The organism is Actinomadura sp. NPDC049382 (assembly GCF_040677125.1).
Lineage (GTDB): Bacteria > Actinomycetota > Actinomycetes > Streptosporangiales > Streptosporangiaceae > Spirillospora > Spirillospora geliboluensis.
This window is the reverse complement of sequence record NZ_JBFARO010000131.1, coordinates 1-22,328: the sequence shown is the minus strand read 5'-3', so window position 1 is coordinate 22,328 and position 22,328 is coordinate 1. Positions and strand designations below refer to the sequence as shown.

General features: G+C 75.4%; 18 protein-coding genes and 1 pseudogene. 14 read left to right on the top strand and 5 right to left on the bottom strand.

What is annotated here, in order from left to right:
• The 8 genes and pseudogenes from AB0K34_RS39330 to AB0K34_RS39295 all read left to right on the top strand — a co-directional run.
• Window positions 1–2,569, top strand: a 2,569-nt coding sequence (locus AB0K34_RS39330; RefSeq protein WP_364553831.1) for a tetratricopeptide repeat protein, incomplete at its 5' end; no start/stop codon positions are given.
• A 108-nt stretch (window positions 2,570–2,677) separates the two neighbouring features.
• A complete protein-coding gene (locus tag AB0K34_RS39325; RefSeq protein WP_138639473.1) occupies window positions 2,678–4,216 on the top strand; it encodes an MFS transporter in 1,539 nt (512 codons plus the stop codon).
• Between the two features lie 87 nt (window positions 4,217–4,303).
• Complete coding sequence (locus tag AB0K34_RS39320) at window positions 4,304–5,218, top strand: SPFH domain-containing protein (protein ID WP_301177903.1); 915 nt, start codon at window positions 4,304–4,306, stop codon at window positions 5,216–5,218.
• A 12-nt stretch (window positions 5,219–5,230) separates the two neighbouring features.
• Window positions 5,231–5,515, top strand: coding sequence for a hypothetical protein (locus AB0K34_RS39315; RefSeq protein ID WP_138639472.1), 285 nt, complete (start codon window positions 5,231–5,233; stop codon window positions 5,513–5,515).
• Window positions 5,516–5,517: 2 nt separating this feature from the next.
• Window positions 5,518–6,144 carry a GPP34 family phosphoprotein gene (locus AB0K34_RS39310; RefSeq protein ID WP_138639471.1) on the top strand — a complete coding sequence of 209 codons (627 nt, stop codon included), beginning with the start codon at window positions 5,518–5,520 and terminating at the stop codon, window positions 6,142–6,144.
• Between the two features lie 98 nt (window positions 6,145–6,242).
• Window positions 6,243–6,932: a lysophospholipid acyltransferase family protein gene (locus AB0K34_RS39305; protein ID WP_138639470.1), complete on the top strand. Its 690-nt coding sequence runs from the start codon at window positions 6,243–6,245 to the stop codon at window positions 6,930–6,932.
• Window positions 6,929–7,360, top strand: a pseudogene (locus tag AB0K34_RS39300) (ATP-binding protein); the annotation flags it as partial. The gene AB0K34_RS39305 and the pseudogene AB0K34_RS39300, both read left to right, overlap by 4 nt.
• A gap of 120 nt (window positions 7,361–7,480) precedes the next feature.
• Window positions 7,481–7,843, top strand: a complete 363-nt coding sequence (locus AB0K34_RS39295; protein WP_205719491.1) for an ankyrin repeat domain-containing protein — start codon at window positions 7,481–7,483, stop codon at window positions 7,841–7,843.
• A 1-nt stretch (window position 7,844) separates the two neighbouring features.
• Here AB0K34_RS39295 and AB0K34_RS39290 read toward each other — a convergent pair whose 3' ends face one another.
• Window positions 7,845–8,921, bottom strand: coding sequence for a mechanosensitive ion channel family protein (locus AB0K34_RS39290; protein ID WP_138639469.1), 1,077 nt, complete (start codon window positions 8,919–8,921; stop codon window positions 7,845–7,847).
• Window positions 8,922–9,099: 178 nt separating this feature from the next.
• Here AB0K34_RS39290 and AB0K34_RS39285 point away from each other — a divergent pair, with 178 nt between their 5' ends.
• Window positions 9,100–10,740 carry a CocE/NonD family hydrolase gene (locus AB0K34_RS39285; RefSeq protein ID WP_356948798.1) on the top strand — a complete coding sequence of 547 codons (1,641 nt, stop codon included), beginning with the start codon at window positions 9,100–9,102 and terminating at the stop codon, window positions 10,738–10,740.
• A 38-nt stretch (window positions 10,741–10,778) separates the two neighbouring features.
• On the opposite strand, the gene AB0K34_RS39280 is transcribed toward AB0K34_RS39285, so the two are convergent.
• Window positions 10,779–11,228, bottom strand: a complete 450-nt coding sequence (locus tag AB0K34_RS39280) for a peroxiredoxin (RefSeq protein WP_138639468.1) — start codon at window positions 11,226–11,228, stop codon at window positions 10,779–10,781.
• Between the two features lie 9 nt (window positions 11,229–11,237).
• Window positions 11,238–11,846, bottom strand: coding sequence for a histone deacetylase (locus tag AB0K34_RS39275; protein ID WP_301177900.1), 609 nt, complete (start codon window positions 11,844–11,846; stop codon window positions 11,238–11,240).
• 195 nt (window positions 11,847–12,041) lie between these two features.
• Between AB0K34_RS39275 and AB0K34_RS39270 the strand changes: the two genes are divergently transcribed.
• The 3 genes from AB0K34_RS39270 to AB0K34_RS39260 all read left to right on the top strand — a co-directional run bounded on the left by AB0K34_RS39270 (window position 12,042) and on the right by AB0K34_RS39260 (window position 17,475).
• The gene (locus tag AB0K34_RS39270) at window positions 12,042–13,274 is read left to right on the top strand and encodes a glycosyltransferase (protein WP_301177901.1); all 1,233 of its coding nucleotides are present in this window, start codon (window positions 12,042–12,044) and stop codon (window positions 13,272–13,274) included.
• A gap of 96 nt (window positions 13,275–13,370) precedes the next feature.
• Window positions 13,371–16,319 (top strand): AAA family ATPase, encoded by a 2,949-nt coding sequence (locus AB0K34_RS39265; RefSeq protein ID WP_364553827.1) that lies wholly within the window; start codon window positions 13,371–13,373, stop codon window positions 16,317–16,319.
• A gap of 325 nt (window positions 16,320–16,644) precedes the next feature.
• Window positions 16,645–17,475, top strand: a complete 831-nt coding sequence (locus tag AB0K34_RS39260; protein ID WP_301178148.1) for a nitroreductase/quinone reductase family protein — start codon at window positions 16,645–16,647, stop codon at window positions 17,473–17,475.
• A 21-nt stretch (window positions 17,476–17,496) separates the two neighbouring features.
• On the opposite strand, the gene AB0K34_RS39255 is transcribed toward AB0K34_RS39260, so the two are convergent.
• Window positions 17,497–18,561, bottom strand: coding sequence for a dihydrodipicolinate reductase (locus AB0K34_RS39255; RefSeq protein ID WP_301178147.1), 1,065 nt, complete (start codon window positions 18,559–18,561; stop codon window positions 17,497–17,499).
• Window positions 18,558–19,346: an SDR family oxidoreductase gene (locus AB0K34_RS39250; RefSeq protein ID WP_301178146.1), complete on the bottom strand. Its 789-nt coding sequence runs from the start codon at window positions 19,344–19,346 to the stop codon at window positions 18,558–18,560. The genes AB0K34_RS39255 and AB0K34_RS39250 overlap by 4 nt, the downstream gene beginning before the upstream one ends.
• A 227-nt stretch (window positions 19,347–19,573) precedes the next feature.
• Between AB0K34_RS39250 and lanKC the strand changes: the two genes are divergently transcribed.
• Window positions 19,574–22,129 carry a class III lanthionine synthetase LanKC gene (lanKC, locus tag AB0K34_RS39245; protein WP_301178145.1) on the top strand — a complete coding sequence of 852 codons (2,556 nt, stop codon included), beginning with the start codon at window positions 19,574–19,576 and terminating at the stop codon, window positions 22,127–22,129.
• Window positions 22,130–22,133: 4 nt separating this feature from the next.
• Window positions 22,134–22,244 carry a SapB/AmfS family lanthipeptide gene (locus tag AB0K34_RS39240; protein ID WP_131732834.1) on the top strand — a complete coding sequence of 37 codons (111 nt, stop codon included), beginning with the start codon at window positions 22,134–22,136 and terminating at the stop codon, window positions 22,242–22,244.
• The last annotated feature ends 84 nt before the right edge of the window (window positions 22,245–22,328 follow it).

Sequence of the window (22,328 nt, the reverse complement as noted above, 5' to 3'; positions counted from 1 at the left end):
CCTGGTGGCCGCGCAGCCGCTGCGCGAGCGGGCGCGGGCGCTGCTGATGCGGGCGCTGCACGCCGGCGGCCGGCAGGCGGAGGCGCTCGCGGTGTTCGAGGACGGGCGGCGGGCGCTGGCCGAGGAGCTGGGCGCCGACCCGTCCAAGGAGCTGGCCGATGCGCACCTGGCCGTCCTGCGCGGCGACGCCGCCCCCGAGGCGGTCCGGCCGAACCTGCCCGCGCAGCTCACCAGCTTCGTCGGGCGCGAGGAGGAGCTGCGGCGCGTGCGGAAGATGCTCGCGCACGGGCGGCTCGTCACGCTGCTCGGGCCCGGCGGCGCGGGCAAGACGCGGCTCGCGATCGAGGCGGCGGGACGCGAGGGCGGCGAGGTCTGCTTCGTCGACCTGGCGCCCGTCGTCGCGGACGAGGTGCCGAAGGCGATGCTCGGCGCGCTCGGGCTGCGCGAGGGCGGGATGCTGCCCGCCCCGGGCGAGCCGTCGCCGGACGCGGTGGAGCGCCTGGTCACGGCCCTGGAGGGGCGGCACTTGCTGCTCGTCCTGGACAACTGCGAGCACGTCGTGGCGCCCGTCGCGCGGATCACGCGCCGGCTGCTCGGCGCGTGCCCGCGGCTGCGGGTGCTGGCCACGAGCCGGGAGGCGCTCGCGATCACCGGGGAGGCGCTGCGGCCGCTGCCGCCGCTGGAGCTGCCGCCGGACGGCGTCCCGGCCGAGGCGCTCCAGGGCTACCCGGCGGTGCGGCTGTTCCTGGACCGGGCCGAGGCCGTCCGTCCCGGCTTCGCGGTGGACGAGGGCAACGCCGGGGCCGTGCTGCGGATCTGCCGGGCGCTGGACGGGCTGCCGCTGGCGATCGAGCTGGCGGCGGCGCGGCTGCGGTCGCTGCCGGTCGCCGAGGTCGCGACGCGGCTGGACGACCGGTTCCGGCTGCTGTCGCGCGGGGACCGGGCGGCGGCGCCGCGCCACCGGACGCTGCGCGCGGTCGTCGAGTGGAGCTGGGACCTCCTCGACGAGGCGGAGCGCACCCTCGCCCGGCGGCTGACGGTGTTCTCCGGCGGCCTCGCGCTGGAGGCGGCGGCGGGCGTCTGCGACCTGGACGACGCCGACGAGCTGCTGGTCGAGCTGGCCGACAAGTCGCTGGTGCAGAGCGACGGGTCGCGGTACCGGATGCTCGACACGGTCCGGGCGTTCTGCGCCGAGCGCCTCGCCGAGGCGGGCGAGCGGGAGCGGTTCGAGCGGGCCCACGCCGAGTACTTCGCCGGGCTGGCCGCGCGCGCCGAGCCGCACCTGCGCGGGACCGGGCAGCTGGAGTGGCTGGAGCTGCTCGCCGCCGACCACGGGAACCTGCACGCGGCGCTGCGGTGGGGCGTGCGCGCCGACCCGGCGCTCGCGCTGCGGACGGTCGCGTCGCTGTCGTGGTACTGGTGGCTGCGCGGCCGGGTGGAGGGCGCGGCGCTGGCGTCGGAGCTGCTCGACGCGCTCGGCCCCGAACCGCCGGCGGGGATGGAGGAGGAGTACGTCCTCTGCGTCACCAACGCGGTGGCGGGCGGGATCGCCGGCGAGCGGGCGGTGGCGTGGCTCGACCGCGCCGCGGTGCTGCTGCAGCGCGTCGACCGGGCGGTGCGGTACCCGGTCGTGATCGTCCTGTGGGCGCTCACCGCCGGGCCCGAGCGCACCGACTACGCGGCGTTCACCCGGCAGATCGGGGACGACCCGTGGACGCGGGCGCTGGTCGCGATGAGCGACGGGTTCCTCGCCCAGCACGCCGGGGACGTCGCCGCGACGGAGCGGCACTGCGGCGAGGCGCTGCGGCTCTTCCGGTCCCGCGGCGACCGGTGGGGCATCGCCAACGTTCTCGACACCCTCGCGCAGGCGGCCGGCTGGCGCGGCGACCACGCCCGCGCCATCGCGCTGCTGGACGAGGCGCTGGACGTCCTCGCGCCGCTCGGCGCGCTGGAGGACACCGCCGACCTGCTCTACCAGCGGGCGCACGTGCTGATCCGCGGCGGGCGGCCGGAGGCGGCGCGGCCGGACCTGGAGCGCGGCATCGAGCTCGGCCGCCGGGCCGGCGCGCCCGACAAGGTCGCCGCCGGCCACTACGGGCTCGGCGAGGTGGCGCGGCTGCGCGGCGACCTCGGCGAGGCGCGGCGGCTCTACGAGACGGCCCTCACCGGCTTCGCCTCCGAGCGGTTCATCGCCGCCGCGACGCGCGGCTCGGCGCTCGTCGGGCTGGGCTGGCTGGCGGTCGCCGAGGGCGACACAGGACGGGCCCGCACGCTGTTCCGCGAGGCCCTCGACATGTCGCTGGACCATCCCATCTTCGTCTACCGGACGGCCGTGGCGACCGGGCTGGCGGGGGCGGCCGCCGCCGACGGGGACGGGGAGCGCGCGGCGCTGCTGCTCGGGGTGGCGGAGGCGCTGCGCGGCGTCCACGCCGCGGGCGGCCCCGACGCCGAGCGCGCCGCCGACGCGGCCCGCGGCCTGCTGGGCGACGCCGCCTTCGAGCGGGCCTTCGCGGCGGCCGCCGCGCTCCCCCGCGACCGGGCGGGCGCGATCCTCACCGGCACCGGCTGACGAGCGCCGGCGGGCGCCGGCGGCCCCTGACGGGCGCTGACGGCCCGCGCGCCCGGCCGTCAGCGGACGGTGCGGGAACGGTCAGCGCGCCCCGCGACCGTTGCGGTCATGAACTCCTCAGCCCGCAAGTGGGGCACCTTCGCGATCTGCCTGCTGGCAGCGCTCGTGCCGAACATCGACCTGACCGCGCTGAACCAGGCCGTCCCGCATCTGAGCGCGGACCTGGACCCCTCGGCCACCCAGATCCTGTGGATCGCCGACGCCTACGGGTTCACGCTCGCCGGCCTGCTGATCACCATGGGCGGCATCGGCGACCGGGTCGGGCACCGGAGGCTGCTGCTGATCGGCACCGCGGTGTTCGCCGCGGCGTCCGCGGTGACCGCGTACGCGCCGAGCGCCGAGCTGCTGATCGCAGCCCGCGCGCTGCTCGGCGTGGCGGGGGCGACGCTGATGCCGTCCGGCCTGTCGCTGATCCGCCGGGCGTTCCCCGAGCCGAAGGAGCGGACCGCGGTCATCGGCGCGTTCAGCGGCGTCGCCGGTCTCGCCGTCGGCCTCGGCCCGGTCCTGGCGGGGGCGCTGCTGAACCACTTCTGGTGGGGCTCCGTCTTCATGATCAACGTGCCGATCATGGCCGTGGTGCTGGTCGCCGGCGCGATCGTGCTGCCGGAGTCGCGCAACCCCGTGCCGGGCCGGCTGGACCTGCCGAGCGTGCCGCTGTCGATCGCCGGCGTGCTCGGCGCGGTGTACGCGATCAAGGAGGCCGCCGCGCACGGCCTGGACGAGACCCGCGTCTACGTCTCGCTCGCGATCGGGCTGGCGGCGCTGGCGGCGTTCGTCGTCCGGCAGACCCGGACGGCCGAGCCGCTGATCGACGTCCGGCTGTTCCGCCGCGCCGCGTTCGCCGGCTCCGTCGCCACCAACATGTTCGCGATGTTCACCCTGGTCGCCCAGTCGCTGATCTTCTCCCTGTTCTTCCAGCTCGCGCTCGGCTGGTCGCCGCTCAAGGCGGGCCTGGCGGGCCTGCCCGGCGCGGCCGGGGCCATGATCGGGGGCGCCGTGCTGGCCCCGCCGCTGATCAACGCGCTCGGCCGGGCCCGCGTCGTCGCCGCCGGCATGCTGGTCTCGGCCGGCGGGTTCTCCCTCTACCTGGTGATCGGCCTGCACACCTCGTACTGGCTGATGCTCCCGTCCATGCTGCTGGCCGGGCTCGGGATGGGGCTGGCGATGACGGTCACCGCCGACACCGTGCTCGCGTCGGTGCCGAAGGAGCGCTCGGGCTCGGCGTCGGCGATCGCCGAGACGGCGACCGAGCTGGGCGGCGCGCTGGGCATGGCGGTCCTCGGCAGCGTGCTGACCGCCGTGTACCGCAACGTCCTGGACCTGCCCGCCGGCGTCCCGGCGCCGGCCGCGGCCGCCGCGCGCGACTCGCTGGCCGCCGCCCTCCAGGCCGCCGCGGACCTCCCCGCGGCGCTCGGGGCGCAGATCGCCACCGCCGCCCGCGAGGCCTTCGTGGACGGCATGCACGCCGCGCTCGTGTGCAGCGCCGGGTTCGCCGCCGCGGTCGCCGTCTTCGCGCTGGTGACCCTGCGGAACGTGCCCAAGGTCATCGAGGACGCCGAGGAGCCCGACCTCGTCCCGCTCCCCTGAGCCGGGCGGGCGCCCCGCCGTCCTCCATGCCTGGAAATGTGATATCACTTTGCTATGATGGTGATAACCGAGGAACGGGAGGACGGCATGGCGGACGCGGTGACCCGGGTGGAGATGCCGAGGCCGAAGATCGAGGAGCGGGCGGCGCGGGACCGCGGCGGGTGGCTGATGCTGGGCGTCGCGCTGCTGTGGGTCGCGGTGGGCGGCGCGTCGATCGCCGTCGGGGTGGCGGCCGGCGGGGCCGCCGCCATCGCGGTCGGCGGCGCGGTGGGCGGCCTGCTGGTGGTCGCGGGGCTGGTCCTCGCGGCCGGGCTCACCCCGGTCGCGCCGGGCGAGGCGCGGGTGCTGCAGCTGCTCGGGCGCTACTCCGGGACCGTCCGCACCGACGGGCTGCGCTGGGTGAACCCGCTGACCGAGCGGCGCCGGGTCTCGACCCGGATCCGCAACCACGAGACCGGGCTCGCCAAGGTCAACGACCTGGACGGGAACCCGATCGAGATCTCCGCCGTGGTCGTGTGGCAGGTCGCCGACACCGCGCGGGCGGTCTTCGAGGTGGACGACTTCGTGGAGTTCGTCGCGTTCCAGACCGAGGCGGCCGTCCGGCACATCGCGGGCAGCTTCCCCTACGACGCCGCCGACCGCACCTCGCTGCGCGACAACGCCGACGAGATCACCGCGCAGCTGTCGGAGGAGCTGGCGCAGCGCGTCGCGTCCGCCGGGGTGGACATCATCGAGTCCCGGATCACCCGGCTGGCGTACGCGCCGGAGATCGCGCAGGCGATGCTGCGCCGGCAGCAGGCGGGCGCGGTCGTGGCGGCGCGGCAGCGGATCGTGGAGGGCGCGGTCGGCATGGTGCAGCTCGCGCTCGACCGGCTGGACGAGGAGAACGTCGTGGAACTGGACGAGGAGCGCAAGGCGGCGATGGTGAGCAACCTGCTGGTCGTGCTGTGCGCGGACCGGGACGCCCAGCCGGTGGTCAACGCCGGCAGCCTCTACCAGTGACCGCGCGTAGCAGTGGCGGAGCGGAAGAAGATCCTGCTGCGGCTCGACCCGGCCGTGCACGACGCGCTGGCCCGGTGGGCGGGGGACGAGCTGCGCAGCACCAACGCGCAGATCGAGTTCCTGCTGCGGCGGGCGCTCGCCGACGCGGGCCGGATGCCGGGGTCGGCGGAGCGGATGCGGGGGCCGGGCCGGCCGCGCAGGCGGCCGCGGCCCCCGGACGGTGACGGAAACGGGGACGGGGACGGGCGCTGGCCCGCGGACGAGGACGACCCGCCGGGCGGCGGGAGCGAGGACTAGCCATGGTCGAGGTTCCGGAGTCGCTGCCGGCGCGCATGTACCTGCTGGCGTACGACCTGAGGAAGCAGAAGATGACCAGCGGGGGCGCGCGGCTCGGCTACGTGCTGCGCGGCGCCGCGCTGACCGAGCTGTACCTGGACGGGCGGCTGCAGGAGGAGCGGCGCCGCCCCGTCCCGGGCACGCCGGGCGACGACCCGTACGGGGTGGCGGCGCAGATCGCGGCGTCCCGGCCCCGGTCCTGGCAGCACTGGGTGCGGACGGACGCCAAGGCCATCGTGGAGACGGTCCGGGACGAGCTGGAGCGGGACGGCTGGATCCGGGTGCGCCGCACCCGGGTGCTCGGGCTCGTCCCGCGGCACGAGGTCACGGTGAAGGACCCGCGGGTCGTGAAGGAGCTGTGGGGCGGCGCGTCGTCGGCGCTGCGGGGGCGGCCGGTGGCGCATGTCAACAGCTACGACGCGGCGGCGGTGGCGCTCGCGGCGGCGGGCGGGCTCGGCTCGGTGCTGCCGCGCCCCGACCGGCGGCGCTACCGGCGGCGGATCGCGGAGCTGACCGCGCGCAGCGGCCCGGCGGCGCCCGCCGTCCGCAAGCTGATCCGGAGCATGGACGCGGCGGCCGCCGCCGGCTGACCGGCGCGCCATTGCGGTTTCCTACAAGATCCGGGGGTCCCGGTTTGTATCGGGCCCCACCGGCGGCGGGGGCCGCGCGGCCCATAGCCTTCTCGGACATGGACCCCGAGCGCCTTGTCTATCCGCTGATGAAGTACGTCGTCATGGGACCCGCCATGCGCGTCGCGTTCCTGCCCCGGGTGAGCGGGGTGCGGCACGTCCCGCGGACCGGGCCGGTGATCATCGCGGCGAACCACCTGGCGTTCCTCGACTCGTTCGCGGTGCCGCTGATCCTGCCGCGCCGGGTCCACTTCCTCGGCAAGCACGAGTACTTCACCGGGGCGGGGATGAAGGGGCGCGCCACGGCGACGTTCTTCCGCGGCGTCGGGGCGATCGCGGTCGACCGGTCCGGCGGGCGGGCGGCGCTGGACGCGCTCGACGCCGCGGCGGCGGTGCTGGCGCGCGGCGGCGTGTTCGCCATCCACCCCGAGGGCACCCGCTCCCCCGACGGGCGGCTCTACCGGGGCCGCACGGGGGTGGCGCGGCTCGCGATGCGGACCGGGGCGCCCGTCGTCCCGGTCGGGATCACCGGCACCGACCGGGTGCAGCCGCGCGGGCGGGCCGTCCCGCGGCCGGGCCGGATCGGGCTGCGCGTCGGCCCGCCGATGGACTTCCGGGGCCGGGACGAGGGCGTCCCGCGCGGCAAGGCCGCCCGGCAGGTCACCGACGAGATCATGGAGGCGATCCAGGCGCTGTCGGGCCAGGAGTACGTGGACGACTACGCGCCCCGCCCCACCGAGCCGGCGTGACGGCCCGGCCGTCCCCCGCATGTTTGAGCGCGACCGAAAGGGCACGATTCAGGGGGACCGACGGAGATGATGTGGAAATCAGCCTGGACCTCCTGCTCCCCCGGGACGCCGCGAGCGTCCCGGCCACGCGGAGGCTCCTGGACGCGGCGCTCGCCGCACTCGGGGTCGAGGACCACATCCGCGACGACATCGAGATGATGCTGACCGAGGCGTGCAGCAACGTGATCAGGCACGCCGAGCACGGCGCCCGCTACACGGTGCGCGCCACCATCCAGGACCGCCGCTGCACCATCAAGGTCATCGACTCGGGCACCGGGTTCGACGCCGGGCGCGTCCCGCTGCCCGACCCGTCGGCCGAGCACGGCCGCGGACTGCTGATCATGCGGTCGCTGGCCGACGACGTGCGGTTCTGCTCGTTCCCCGAGGACGGCGCGCTGGTCGCGCTGGAGAAGCGGCTGTCCTACGGCGAGGACAGCCTCGGCGGCCTGCTCACCGCGGACAGCGTCCTCGCCGACGCCTTCCCGGAGGGCGACGAGTTCGCCGACCGGATGTTCGACCTGGCGCGGGCCGGCGACACCGGGCGGCTCGTCGGCTACGTGGACGCCGGGGCGCCGGTGAACCTGGCCAACGAGCGGGGCGACACGCTCCTCATGCTCGCCGCGTACCACGGCCACCCGGAGACCGTCCGGGCCCTCGCCGCGCGCGGCGCCGACCCCGAGCGCGCCAACGACCGCGGCCAGCGGCCCCTCGCGGGCGCGGTGTTCAAGAAGGAGACGGCCGTGGTGCGGGCCCTGCTGGACGCGGGCGCCGACCCGCGGGCGGGGTCGCCGTCGGCCGCCGAGACCGCGCGGATGTTCGGCGACGCGGAGTTCCTCGCCTGGTTCGACGAGGTCGCGCCCCCGCCCGCGTGAGTCAGCGCGGCGCGATCCCGTTGGCGGCGGCCGCGGCGGTGGGCGACGGCTCGTCCACGACCACGCGGTGGTGCCAGTACGGCGGCGCGATGCCCTCCTCGCGGAGCGTGCGGTGCAGGCGCTTGAGGAACTCGTGCTTGATCGCGAACTGGTCGCCGAACTCGCTGGACCGCAGGATCACGTGGAAGCCGACCGAGGCGTCGTTGAAGTCGTCGAACCGCACCAGGACGTTGCAGTCGGCGACGCCGCCCTGCACGTCGTTCATGACGTCGTGGCCGACCTTGACGAGCATCTCCTCCACGGCGTCGAGGTCGACCTCGTAGGGCACCTTCGCGTACACCATGACCGACATGTCCTGCGCGGGCCGGTGGTAGTTGGTGAGGATCGTGTCGGAGAACCGCTGGTTCGGGATGACCTCGATGTTGTCGGACAGCGTCCGGATGGAGGTGTTGCGCCAGTTGATGTCGACGACGTACCCCTCCTGGCCGGTGGCCAGCTTGATGTAGTCGCCGGGCTCGATCGTCTTTGACGCGAGGACGTGCACGCCCGCGAACAGATTCGCGAGCGTGTCCTGCAGGGCCAGCGCGACCGCGAGACCGCCGACGCCCAGGGCGCCGAGCAGCGGCGTGATGGACACCCCGATGCTCTGCAGCATCACCAGGACGCCGACGCCGAGCACGATCACCCGGGTGATGTTCGCGAAGATCGTGACGTTCGCGGCGACGCCCTGCCGGGCCAGCGCGATCGAGGTCACCGACGCGGCGATCAGCCGGGCCAGCGCCAGCGACACCACCAGGATCGTCACCGCGGTGAGGATCTTGGCGGTGACGTCCAGGGTGCCGCGCGGCAGCTCCAGCACCTTCGCCGCCGTCCACAGCCCGAGCAGCACCGCGAGCGGCATCGCCAGGTCGCGGATCAGGCGGGCGGCGAGGTCGTCCCAGGCCCACCGGGTGTCGCCCGCCCGCCGGGTCAGCCGCCCGGTCAGCAGCCGCAGGAGGACGGCGATCGCCAGTGCCGCCGCCATCACGACGGCGGCGGCGATGACGCGCGTCCAGCTCAGGTCGCCCAGGTCACCCATGACGCGTGTAACTCTCCCAACGGGGGCCATCACCGGCCGAGCCGGCCGAATCCGGCCCGTAAGATCCCGATTTGCCGAGTTGCGTGTCCCGATCGTAGTGAAGCCGCGGTGTGCTCCGCGGCGTATCGCGGGACATGTGGCCGCGGGGTCGCCGGATGTGGCGGATACGATCGATCACGTGGTAGCCGTGGGAATGATGCGCCGGCTGGGGGTCACGGCGCTGGGACTGCGCAACGGCCCCCACCGGGTGACCGTCGAGCGCGACCTCGCCGTCCCCGCCGCCGACGGAGTGACGCTGCTGGCCGACCGGTACGCCCCGGTGGGCGTCGACGGGGCGCCCGTCGTGCTCGTCCGGTCCCCCTACGGGCGGCGCGGCCCGTTCGGGCTGATGTGCGGGCAGGCGTTCGCGTCCCACGGGTTCCAGGCGGTGGTGCAGAGCGTCCGCGGCGGCTTCGGGTCCGGCGGCGTCTTCGAGGCCCTCGACGAGCGCGAGGACGGCCTCGCCACCATCGAGTGGCTGACGTCGCAGCCCTGGTTCGGCGGGACGTTCGCCATGCACGGCCCGAGCTACCTCGGCTACGTGCAGTGGGCCGTCGCCGCCGAGGCCGGGCCGGAGCTGAAGGCCCTGTCGATGCAGGTCACCGCCTCCACGTTCCGGGACGCGGTCAACGTCGGCGGCACCTTCGCGCTGGAGTCCGCGCTGATCTGGGTCGACCTGACCGCGCGGATGAAGAACTCCCTCTCCGGCATCACGACCGGCATCATGTCGCCGCGCCGCGCCCGCCGCGCCACCCTGTCCGGGCGCCCGATCGCCGAGCTCGACAGGCTCGCGACCGGCGCGCAGCAGCGCTTCTTCCAGGACCTCCTCGTCAACGGGCCCGACACCCCGTTCTGGGACAAGCGCGACTTCAGCCCCACCGTGTCGAAGGTCACCGCGCCGGTGAACATGACGGGCGGCTGGTACGACATCTTCCTGCCCTGGCAGATGAAGGACTACGCGGCCCTGCGCGCCGCCGGCCGCCGCCCGTACCTGACGATCGGCCCCTGGTTCCACGCCGACCAGCGGATGATGCGCGGCTCGGTCTCCGACTCCATCGCCTGGTTCCGCGCCCACCTCCTCGACGACCCGTCCGGGCTCCGCGAGAACCCCGTCCGGCTCTACATCACCGGCGCGGACGAGTGGCGCGAGTTCCCCGACTGGCCCGTCCCCGGCATGCGCGAGGAGCGCTGGCACCTGCAGCCGGCCGGGGCGCTGTCGACCGACGCCCCGCCCGAGTCCGACCCCGACGCCTACCGCTACGACCCGAACCACCCGACGCCGTTCCTCGGCGGGCCGACGCTGCTCGGGGAGACCCGCCCGTCCACCGACCAGAAGCGGCTGGAGCGCCGCCGGGACGTCCTCACCTACACCTCGGCCGTGCTGGACGACGACCTGGAGATCATCGGCCCGGTCACCGCCGACCTGCACATCCGCTCGAACCGGGAGCACACCGACTTCGTCGTCCGGCTCTGCGACGTCACCCCGGACGGCGCGTCGCTCAACCTCTGCGAGGGCATGCGGCGGCTCGTCCCCGGCACCCCGGAGGCCGGCGCCGACGGGGTGCGCCGCGTCGCCGTCGAACTCTGGCCCGCCGGGCACCGCTTCCGCCGCGGCCACCGCGTCCGCGTCCAGGTCGCGAGCGGCGCCTACCCGCGCGTCGCCCGCAACTCCGGCACCGGCGCCCCCATCGGCACCGCCACCGAGATGCTCACCGCCGACCAGGAGATCTTCCACGACCCCGGCCGGCCGTCCGCCATCACGCTCCCGGTCGTCTCCTGACGGGCGCGGCCCCCGGCGGCCCTAGCGGGCGCGGGCCCCTAGCGGGCGCGGAGGGCGGCGAGGGCCTTGTCGGCGTGCACGTTCATGCGGACCTCGCTCTTGACCACGGCGAGGACGCGGCGGTCGGTGCCGATGACGAACGTCTGGCGCCGGGTGGGCAGCAGCGCCACGCCGCGCTTGACGCCGAAGCGGGCGCGGACCTCGCCGGACGGGTCCGACAGCAGCGGGTAGCCGAGGGAGTGCCGGTCGGCGAACTCCTTCTGCTTGGCGACCGGGTCGGCGCTGACGCCGACCGGGTGGGCGCCCGCCTCGGCGAGTTCGGCGACCAGGTCGCGGAAGTGGCACGCCTCGGCGGTGCAGCCGGGGGTCAGCGCGGCGGGGTAGAAGAACAGGACCACCGGCCCCTTCTCCAGGAGGCCGGTCAGGGTGCGGGGCTCGCCCGTCTCGTCGGGCAGCTCGAAATCGTCAACGACGTCACCGACGTTCATGGCAGGAACCTAGCGGAGCAGGTCCGCGATGGCACCGGGGGCCCAGGCGCCGCGGGCGCCGGGCCGCCCGGCCAGGTAGGACGCGGCGCGGGCGGCGGGCCAGCCGTGGGCCTCCCGCAGGCCGTTGCCGAGCATGGCCAGGTAGGCGGCGGTCGGCGCGTTCGGCGGCGCCGGACGGGGCGCGGTGAAGGTCAGCATGGGGCGGCCCGCCCGCTCGCCCACCTTCAGGACGGTCTCGTAGCGGCCGGGCCCGAGGCACTGGCGGCCGCTCGCCAGCGCCTCGGAGAGGTCGTGGTCGGTGCCGGCGTCGCCGTGCATCTCCTGGGACAGGACGTCGCAGAACTGGCGGCGGGTGAGCAGGTAGGCGCGGGCGGCGGCGCGGCCGGGCAGCTCCGGGTCGTAGAAGGCCATCCCGCCGCCCCAGGTCAGGGACGTGTGCGCGAAGTAGATCCCGCCGGGGACCGTGATCGACTGCTCGGCGCGGGCGGGCCGGGGGTCGCGGCAGCCGGTGTAGCGGCGGGCGGCGCCGCGGGGCCGGCCGCCGGCGAGGTAGCAGTGGAACCTCTCCCGGTAGAGGTTCGAGCCGTAGGCCACGTACCAGATCGGTTCGTCACTCATCTGGCCCAGTATTCCCGCAGGTCGGTGGTGTTTTCATGGGGTCGAGCCGGGCCCGGTGCCGTTTCGCCAGGTTTGACAGTGAGTGCGGGCGGAAATGAAACTGGCCGAGCAGGTGTCTACGACGCAGATACCTCCGTGCTTCCCCTGTGTTGTCCCGGAGGATCCGTCATGCATCGCTCGCTTAACATCGCACTCGTGTCCGCCTCCGACCTCGACGGCGAACACCTGCAGTCAATCCACGTCCGGGATCTCGCTCGCTCGCTCACCCGCCCGCTCGTCTCGGACGGGGAGCCGAACCAGGTCACGGTCTACGCGCGGCGCCAGGACAAGGCCGCCCGCGGCCGGGCCAGGCTCGCGCCGGGCGCCACCCTGGTCCACCTCGACGCCGGGCCGGCCCGCCCGCTGCCGGACGAGGAACTGCTGGCGCACATCCGCGACTTCGCGGACGGGCTGCGCCGGCGCTGGTCCGGTGCGGGGCGCCCCGACATCGTGCACGCGCACGGCTGGATCGGCGGCCTCGCCGCCTGCGCCGTCGCGCGCGAGCTGGACATCCCGTTCGCGCAGAGCTACCACGGGGTGGCCGCGACCGAGCGCCGCGCCGGGCACCGCGTGCACCCGCACCGCGACCGGCTGGAGAAGGCCATCGGGCGGGACGCCGACCTCGTCCTCGCCGGGCACGCCGAGGAGGCCGGGCAGGTCGTGCGGATGGGCGTGCCGCGCCCGTCGGTCGCGGTCGTCCCCTATGGCGTGGACGGCGACCACTTCGCCCAGGTCGGCCCGGCGATGCCGCACGGCGGCCGGCCCCGCCTGGTGATGGTGTGCGACGACCTGGAGACCGGGGACGTCGCCACCGCGCTGCGCGCCCTCGTGCACGTCCCGGACGCCGAGCTGGCCGTCGCCGGCGGCCCGCAGCGCGAGGACCTGGAGAGCGACCAGGGCGTGCACCGGCTGCGCCTGCTCGCCAAGGAGCTGCACGTCGCCGACCGGGTGATCTTCCTCGGCCGGCTGCCGCACAAGAACCTGCCGAAGCTGCTGCGGACCGCGAGCCTGGTGCTCTGCCTCGCGCCGCACGAGCCGTGCCCGTCGGTGCCGCTGGAGGCCATGGCGTGCGGCGTGCCCGTCGTCGCGACCCCGGCCGGCGGGAACGCCGACGAGGTCCTCGACCACATCACCGGGCTGCACGTCCCGGCGGGGCGGCCCGTCGTGATCGGCCGCGCCGTCCGGCACCTGCTGGCCGAGGAGACGACGCTGCACGGCTACTCGATCGCCGCCGCCGACCGCGCCCGCTCCCGCTACTCGCTGGAGCGAATCGCCGCCGAGACGCTGCGCGCCTACCTGAAGGTGCTCCCCGCGCCCGAGCCCGAGCCGGCGGACGAGGAGGAGACGGCGGAGCACGAGGCCGACAAGACCCCCGCGCTCGTCGGCTGACGCCCGTCCCCCGCCGCCCCACCGTCTCGCGGGCCCCGGTGTCCCTCCCCGGAACCGGGGCCCGTGCACGTCCGGACCGCTGGAATACTCGACGGCATGAACGGGGTGCTGATCGGCCGGGCGGCGGAGCTCGCGGAGCTCACCGCCGCGCTGGCGCGGGCGGCCGCGGGCAGCGCCGGCGTGGTGCTGGTCAGCGGCGACGCGGGCGTGGGCAAGACGCACCTGGTGTCGGCGCTGGTCCGGTCGGCGCGGGCCGACGGCTGCACCGTGCTCCTCGGGCAGTGCGCGGAGCTCGGCGAGAGCATGCCGTACCTGCCGCTCGCGGACGCGCTGTGGACGGCCGCGCAGCCGGGCACCCCGGAGTCCGAGCAGGTCCGCGCGGCGCTCGACGCCCGGCCGGTGCTGCGGAGCCTGATGCCGGACGGCGACGGCGACCCCGGCGCCGTGTCGGAGCTCGGCCAGCAGCGGCTGTTCGGGGCGGTGCTCGGGCTGCTCGGCGAACTGGGGCGGGACCGGCCCGTCCTGCTCGTCCTCGAAGACCTGCACTGGGCCGACCGGTCCACCCGGCACCTGCTGACGTTCCTCAGCCGCGTCCTGCAGCGCGAGCGGGTCTGCCTCGTCGGCACCTACCGGTCGGACGACCTGCACCGGCGGCATCCGCTGCGGCCGGTGGTGGCGGAGCTGCTGCGGCTGCCGAACGTGACCGGCATCGAGGTGCCGCCGTTCGGGCCGGGCGAGACCGCCGACTACCTCGCGGAGCTGTCGCGCGGGTCCGCGCCGGTGGCCGCCGAGGTCGTGGACCGGGTCCACCGGCGCTCGGAGGGCAACCCGTTCTACGCGGGCGAGCTGTACTCGGCCGGGTCCGACCTGCGGAACGCGGCGGCGGAGCTGCCGTCCGGCCTCGCCGACCTGCTGCTGTCGCGGGTGGAGCGGCTGTCGGAGGCCGGGCAGCGGGTCGTGCGGGTCGCGGCGGTGGCGGGCCGGCGGGTCGACGACGAGCTGGTGCGGCGGGTGTCCGGGCTGGACGAGGCGGCGGCCGGCGAGGCGCTGCGCGAGGTCGTGTCCCACCAGCTGCTCGTCCCGTCCGGGACGGGGTACACGTTCCGGCACGCGCTGCTGCGCGAGGCCGTCTACGCCGACCTGCTGCCGGGCGAGCGGACCCGGCTGCACGCCGACTTCGCCCGCCTCCTCGCCGGCCTCCCGGACGGGACGCGCGGCTCGGCGGCGGAGCTGGCCCACCACAGCCTCGCCGCGCACGACCTGCCGGCCGCGTTCGCCGCGTCGGTCCGGGCGGGCCGGGAGGCCGACCGGCTCGGCGCGCCCGCCGAGGCGTTCGAGCACTACGAGCGGGCGCTGGAGCTGTGGGAGGCCGTGCCCGGCCCGGCGGAGGCCGCCGGCACCGACCGGGTCCGGCTGTCGCTGGTCGCGGCGCAGGCGTCCGCGCGGGCCGGCGAGGTGCGGCGGGCGGCGAACCGGCTGCGCCGGCTCCTGGACGCCGCCGACCCGGCCGACCCCGCCCTCGGCTCGGTGATCCGCGAGCACCTCGCGGGGTACATGGTCGACCTCGACGAGCTGGCGGAGGGGCGGGCGATGGCGCGGGAGGCGGTGCGGATGCTGCCCCCCGACCCGCCGAGCACCGATCGCGCCTGGGCCCTCGCCACCTACGCCCGGACGCTGCTCTACCTGGACCCGGACGGCGAGATGCCCGAGCTGGCGGAGAAGGCCGCCGCGTACGCGCGCGAGGCCGGCACGCCCGGCGCCGAGGCCGCGCTGCTGGTCACGCTCGGCCTCTACCGGGAGTCGCGCGAGGCCGACAGCGGCGTCGCCGAGCTGTTCGCGCGGGCCCGCGACCTCGCCGACACCGCCGGGGACAGCCCGCAGGCGGCGCTGCGCGCCCGGTTCCAGTACGCCCGGACGAAGTTCGACCGCGGAGACCTCGCGGGCGCCGCGGCGGCGACCGACGAGGGCGTCCGGGTCGTGCTGGACAGCGGCGTCGAGTGGAGCATGTTCGGCAGCGCCCTGCGGACCCTGCGGTACCTCGTCCGCTACACGACCGGGGACTGGGCGGAGGCGGGCCGGATCGCGGCCGGCTTCCCGCTCCAGGTCGTCCGGCCGCACGAGGCGCAGGTCTCGGCGTACGCGCTGTTCATCGAGGTCGCGCAGGGGCTGCCGGTCGTCGACGAGCGGCTGCGCTGGATCGCTCCACTGTGGCACGAGGACCAGCTCGCCAACTACATCGGGCGCGGCCTCGCCGCCGAGCACGCCCTGTGGCGGGACGACCCGCAGGCCGTCCTCGCCCATGTCGACGCCATCTCGCCCACGCTCTACGGCGCCGGCGCGCCGTTCATCCGCATCGCCGCGACGGGGCTGTGGGCCCACGCCGAGCTGGCGGCGCGGGCCCGCGCCGCCGGCGACGCCGCGGCCGTCCGGCGGGCGGCGGAGGCCGGCGACGAGCTGCTGCGGCGGGCGCGGCGGGCCGCCGAGTTCACCGAGGAGGGCGAGCGCCGGCACTGGCTCGGGTTCGAGGGCCGGGCGTGGGTGGCGCGCGCCGAGGCCGAGCGCCGCCGCGTGGACGGCGTCCACGACGCCGCGCTGTGGCGCGAGTCCGCCGACCTGTTCACCTACGGCGACCCCGACGGCGGCTTCGTCTACGAGGTGGCGCGGTCCCGCTGGCGGCTGGCGGAGGCGCTGGCCGAGAACGGCGACCGGGAGGCCGCCGCCGCGCAGTGGCGCAAGGCCGTCGCGACCGCCGAGCGCCTGGAGGCGCGGCCGCTGCTCGCGGCGCTGCGCGACCTCGGCGCCCGCGCCCGGCTGGACCCGGGCCGCCCGGCGGCGGCCGCGGCGTCCGGGCCGCTGGCGGCCCTCACCGCCCGCGAGCGCGAGGTGCTGAAGCTCGTCGCCGAGGGCCGCAACAACCGGGAGATCGCGGCGGCGCTGTTCATCTCGCCGAAGACCGCGAGCGTGCACGTCTCCAACATCCTCGCGAAGCTGGACGTCACGAGCCGCACCCAGGCCGCCGCCGTCGCCCACCGCGAAGGGCTGTGACCCGGCGCCTCTTCGAATTTCGCCGCGGACCCGGATTCGGTCGATCTTGCACCGCGTTGACGGTGGCGGTAATGTGCGATTCGTGACTGCCGGGTCGGCCATTGGCCACGAGCGAGTGAGGTTCCCGGCCTCCGAGTGAGGCCGGCGCGGGCACGCGGCCCGCCTCCGCTCTTCGCGTTTCCTCTTCTTCCTCCGCACGCGCGTCGCGTGACGTCAACGGGCATGCCCGCGCCTTCGGCATGCCTTCATCCACCATTCTTCCAGCCATGGCGCACGGCGTTTCCATGGCCGATTCGCCATGCCCGAAAACAGATTCAGGAGACACATGGATTTCAACAGGCAGGTCATCGAGGAGTTCCGCGCGGGCGGCGGCCGGGTCGGCGGGATGTTCGAGGACGGGCGGCTCCTCCTGCTGACCACCACCGGGGCCCGGTCGGGCCTGCGGCGCACGACACCGCTCGGCTACCTGCCGGACGAGGGCGGCCGCGTCCTCGTCATCGCCTCCGCCGGGGGCGCGCCGGAGCACCCGGCGTGGTTCCGCAACCTGGTCGCGAACCCGCGCGTCACGGTCGAGAGCGGCGCCTTCACCTACGAGGCGGACGCCGTCGTCCTGGCGGGGGCCGAGCGCGACGCCGCGTTCGCGCGGGCCGTCGAGTCCGATCCCGGGTGGGGCGAGTACGAGGCGAAGTCGGGGCGGACGCTGCCCGTCGTCGCCCTCGTCCCGCTTGCCGCCGGGCCGCCCGGCGGGCCCGCGACGCCGAGCGCCATGCTCATCGCGGTGCACGACGCGTTCCGGCGCGAGCTCCGGCTGATCCGCGGGGAGGTCGCCGCGTCCGGGACGGCCGGTGTCGGGGCGCAGCTGCGGATCAACTGCCTGACCCTGTGCGAGGGCCTCGGCAACCACCACATGGGCGAGGACCAGCAGATGTTCCCGCTCGTGGCGCGGCGGCATCCGGAGCTCGCGCAGGTGCTGGCGCGGCTGGGCGGCGAGCACGAGGCGATCAAGGGGCTGCTGGCGGAGCTGCGCCGCGCCCTCGACGGCGGCGACCCGGCGACGCTCCTCGCCGAGGTCGAGCGGCTCACCGCCGCGCTGGAGGCGCACCTCGACCGGGAGGAGGAGCAGCTCGTGCCGGTGCTCGACGCGATCGGCCTCTAGGGCGGGCGGTCCGCGCGCCGGCTAGAGCAGGCCGCGGCCGGGGATCAGCGGCAGGTCGAGCGCGCTGAGCAGGCCGGGGGGCGCCGCGACGACGGCGGGGACGGCGTTGACGAGCCGCATCGCGGTCGCCTTCAGCCCGGCGGTGTTGTGGTCGCCGTCCGTGCCGAGCAGCCGCAGGTCGACGGTGTAGTCCGGCTCGCCGCGGACCTCGACCCGGTAGCAGCCCGCCCCGGACGGCTGCGGCCAGTCCGGGGCGAGGTCGTCGCGGAGCCGGGTGACGTGCTCCAGCACGACGACGGCGTCGCCGCCGCGCATGCCGCGCACCTCGAAGCGCAGCGCGGCGGCGGTGCCCTTCGCGATCGTCCCGGCGGAGACGTCGAAGGTGTCGGGGGCGGGCAGCCGGGTGTGGCTCTCGGCGATGCCGTCCAGCTCGACGCCGAGGCCGGCGGCGAGCTGCCGGACGACGCTCCCCCACGCCATCGTCAGGACGCCGGGCTGGAGCAGCATCGGCGTCTCGTCCAGGGAGCGGCCGAAGCCCATGATGTCGAACAGGACCGTGCCCTGGTCGTAGGTGGCGTAGTTGAGGATCTCCATGCAGCGGACCTGGTCGATGCGCTCGCTGATGCCGGTGACGGCGAGCGGCAGCACGTCGTTGGCGAAGCCGGGGTCGATGCCGTTGACGAAGATCGAGGCGTTGCCCGCGGCGGCGGCCGCCCGCACCGGGTCGGACATCTCGGCCGGGACGACGCCGTCCGGGAACTGCAGGAACACCGGGCTGCTGGACACGACATTGACCCCCGCGCGCAGGATGCGGCACAGGTCGTCGATCGCCTCCATCAGCCGGACGTCGGCCATCGAGGTGTAGACGACGCAGTCGGGGCGCAGGGCGAGCAGCGCGTCGGCGTCGCCGGTGGCGGTGACGCCGAGGTCGCGGCCGAGGCCCGCGAGCTCGCCCGCGTCCCGGCCCTCCTTGGCGGGGGTGGACGTCCAGACGCCCGCGAGTTCGAGGTCGGGGCGGGCGTCGATGCCGGCGATGGCGTGCCGGCCGACGTTGCCGGTGCTCCAGAGGACGACGCGGTGGGTCACAGGTCCTCCAGGTGGAGGTCGAGGTTGGGGGTGTCGATGCCGCCGTCCACGCGCAGCACGCTGCCGGTGACGTAGGCGGAGGCGGGCGAGGCGAGGTAGAGGACGGCGGCGGCGACGTCCTCGGGGTCGCCGACGCGGCGCAGCGGGGTCATGCGCTCCATCTCGGCGCGCAGCCCGTCGTCGGTCATGACGATGTCGAGCGCGGACGTCGCTACGGAGCCGACGGCGATCGCGTTGACGCGGACGCGCGGCGCCAGGTCGAACGCGGCGAGCCGCGTGTAGTGGGCGAGCGCGGCCTTGGCGCTGCCGTAGGCGAGGTAGCCGCGGCCGGCGATGCGGCCGACGGCGGAGGAGATGTTGACGACGCTGCCGCCCTCGGACTCCAGGAGGTGCGGGACGGCGGCGCGGGTCAGCGCGTGCGCGGTGGCGACGTTGAAGCGGAACGCCTTCTCCAGGTGCCGGGGCTTGGTGTCCATGAAGGGGGCGGGCATGGCGCCGCCCATGTTGTTCACCACGATGTCGAGGCGGCCGAACTCCGCGGCGGCGCGTCCGGCGAGGTCCGCGGCCGTCTCGGGGTCGCTGAGGTCTGCGGGGACGACCAGCGCGCGGCGCCCCGCCGCCTCGATCCGCGCGGCGACATCGCGGAGCTGCTCCTCGGTGCGGGCGGAGACCGCCACGTCGGCGCCGGCCTCGGCGAGCGCGACCGCGGTGGCCGCGCCGATGCCGCGGCCCGCGCCGGTGACGACCGCCGCCCGGCCGTCGATGCGGAACCTGTCACCGATCACCGGCGTCACCTCCGGGCCGTCGCGTCGCTGCGGGCACAGCCTACGCAGAAAGTAGAACGTGTTTCAATACGCCGTCCGTGCGGCGGTCCGGTGACGGGCGCGTGCCGGCGGCCGGTAGATCTTCACGGGTCATTCGTTATTTCCGGTACTAGGCGCCGCGCCGCCGCCTTGCCATTCTTTTCCACAGCGCGCGCCGACGGCGGGCCCGGGCGGAAGGAAATCCTGGCGTGGACAAGGGGTACGAGCTTTACTGCCTCGCGGACGAGGTGTTCTACGACGCTCCCCCGGTCACCCGGAAAACCGATTTCGACATCGCCCACCGCCCTCTTCCGGACGGCTGGGAGCAGGTCTTCGGCGACGAATGGGTCGTTTATGTCCCGCCCGTCCAGCGCACTCCGGCGCAGGGCTGGAAAGTCCATGTGAGCGGCTGCGCGGAAAGCGCCGGGGACGTCCTCTCCCGGACGTGGGAGTACTGCGTCGGGGCCGGCGTCGAGTTCAAGCACCTGCGCGGCCCGGCGACGCTGCGGACGCGGAACGCCAAGTACGCGCCGCGCGGCGCCAGCGGGAAGCTCGTCACGGTCTACCCCGAGGACGAGCGCGAACTGGAGCGCGTGCTGGCCGGGCTCGGCGCCCTGGTGGACGGCCTGCCCGGCCCCTACATCCTCAGCGACCTGCGCATCGGCGACGGCCCCCTGCACGTGCGGTACGGCGGGTTCGCCGAGCGGCGGTGCCTGGACGAGCAGGGCAGGCTCGTGCCCGCGCTGGAGAACGGCGCCGGGGAGCTGGTGCCCGACCGGCGCGAGCCCGTGTTCACCGTCCCCGAATGGGTGCGCCTGCCGGCCTGTCTGGAACCGCACCTCAAGGCGCGCGGCGCCACCACGACGACCGACCTTCCGTACCGCATCGAAAAGGCGCTGCATTTCTCCAACGGCGGCGGCGTCTACCAGGCGGTGGACACCCGCAGCGGCGCGAAGGTCGTCCTGAAGGAAGGGCGCCCGCACGCCGGGCTCGCCGCCGACGGCGCCGACGCGGTCACCCGGCTGGAACGCGAACGCGACGTCCTCCGGAAACTCGGCGGAATCGACGGGGTGCCCGCGGCGCTCGACTGGTTCGCGCTCGGCGAGCACCATTTCCTCGTCCAGGAGTTCATCGAGGGGCGCACCCTCAACACGTTCTTCGCCGAACGGCATCCGATGCTCGATCCCGACCCGGATCCGGCCCGGACAGCCGAGTACACGGCGTGGGCGCTGCGCGTCCACGCGGGAGTGGAACGCGTGCTGAACGCGATCCACGAGCGCGGCGTCGCCTTCAACGACCTGCACATGTTCAACGTGATGGTCCGCCCGGACGACTCGGTCGCGCTGATCGACTTCGAGACGGCGGCGCCCGCGTCCGCCGGCGGCCGGCAGACGCTCGCCAACCCGGCGTTCCTCGCCCCGCCCGACCGGCGCGGCACCGCCGTCGACCGGTACAGCCTGGCGTGCCTGCGGCTGGCCCTGTTCGTCCCGCTGACCACGCTGTTCGTCATCGACCGGGGCAAGGCGCGGCAGCTCGCCGACATGATCGCCGAGAACTTCCCGGTGCCGCGCGCGTGGCTGGACGAGGCGGTCGCGGAGATCGCGCGGGACGTCGAGCCGGCGCCGGCGCCCGCGTTCGTCCCGGACGCGCCCGGCTGGGACCGCGCCCGGGAGGCGCTGTCGCGGGCCGTCCTGGCGAGTGCCACGCCCGACCGGCCCGACCGGCTGTTCCCCGGTGACGTGGAGCAGTTCTCCGGGGCGTCCCTCGGGCTGGCGCACGGCGCCGCCGGCGTCCTGTACGCGCTGGACGCGACCGGCGCGGGCCGCTACCCGGCGCACGAGGAATGGCTGGCCGAACGTGCCGCCGACCCCCGGCGCGGCACCGGGCTCGGCCTGTACGACGGGCTGATGGGCGCCGCCCACGTGCTGGCCCGCCTCGGCCACGCGGACGCCGCGCGCGCTGCCGTCGACCACTGCCTGAACGAGAAATGGGAGCGGCTCGGCGACGACCTCTACGGCGGGCTGCCCGGCTTCGCGCTCGTCCTGGACGACCTGGCCGGCGCGACCGGCGACGCGGACCTGCGCGACGCCGCCCGCCGCGCGCTCGCGATCGTCGCGGAACGGGCACCGGACGGGCGCAGCCCCCGGCCCGGCCTCATGCACGGCGGCGCGGGCGCGGCGCTGATGCTCGTCCGGGCGTACGAGCGCGCGGGCGACCCCGCGCTGCTGGACCTCGCCGCCGCCGCGCTGCGCCGCGACCTCGCCGCCTGCGTCACCGACCGCAACGGCGCGCTGCACGTCGACCAGGGCAGCCGGGTGCTGCCCTACCTCGCGCGCGGCGGCGTCGGCATCGGCCTCGTCCTGGACGAGTACCTCGCGCACCGCCCGGACGAGGAGTTCGAGACGGCCCGGCGCGCCGTCCGCGTCGCCGCGATGTCGCGCTACTACGCGCAGCCGAGCCTGTTCAGCGGGCGCGCCGGGATGCTGCTCTACCTGGCCCGGCACGACCGCGACGACCCGCGCGTGGCGGGGCACGTCCGCGACCTGGCCTGGCACGCCCTCCCCTACGGCGGCGGCCTGGCGATGCCCGGCGAGCACATGTACCGGCTGTCGATGGACCTGGCGACCGGGACCGCCGGCGTGCTGCTCGCGCTCGGCGCGGCCCTGCACGCCGCGCCGGCCGGGCTGCCGTTCCTCGGGACGGCCCACCGACCCCTCGCGGGGACCCCCGCGGTGGCCACCTCTACCCAGCCCGAAAGGAGGTGAAGACATGGCGCTTCTCGACCTTCAGGGAATGGTGAGCGAGAACGGCGGCGGCGGCGGTAACAGCAGCCTCAGCCTGCTCTGCCACAGCTCGCACAGCGTGACCATCTGCCTGTGACGGCCGCCGGCGGCCACGGACCCCCTCCCTCGGGGGGCCGTGGGCCCCCCCCGCCAGGTAGAAGAACCCCCCCCCCCCCAAACC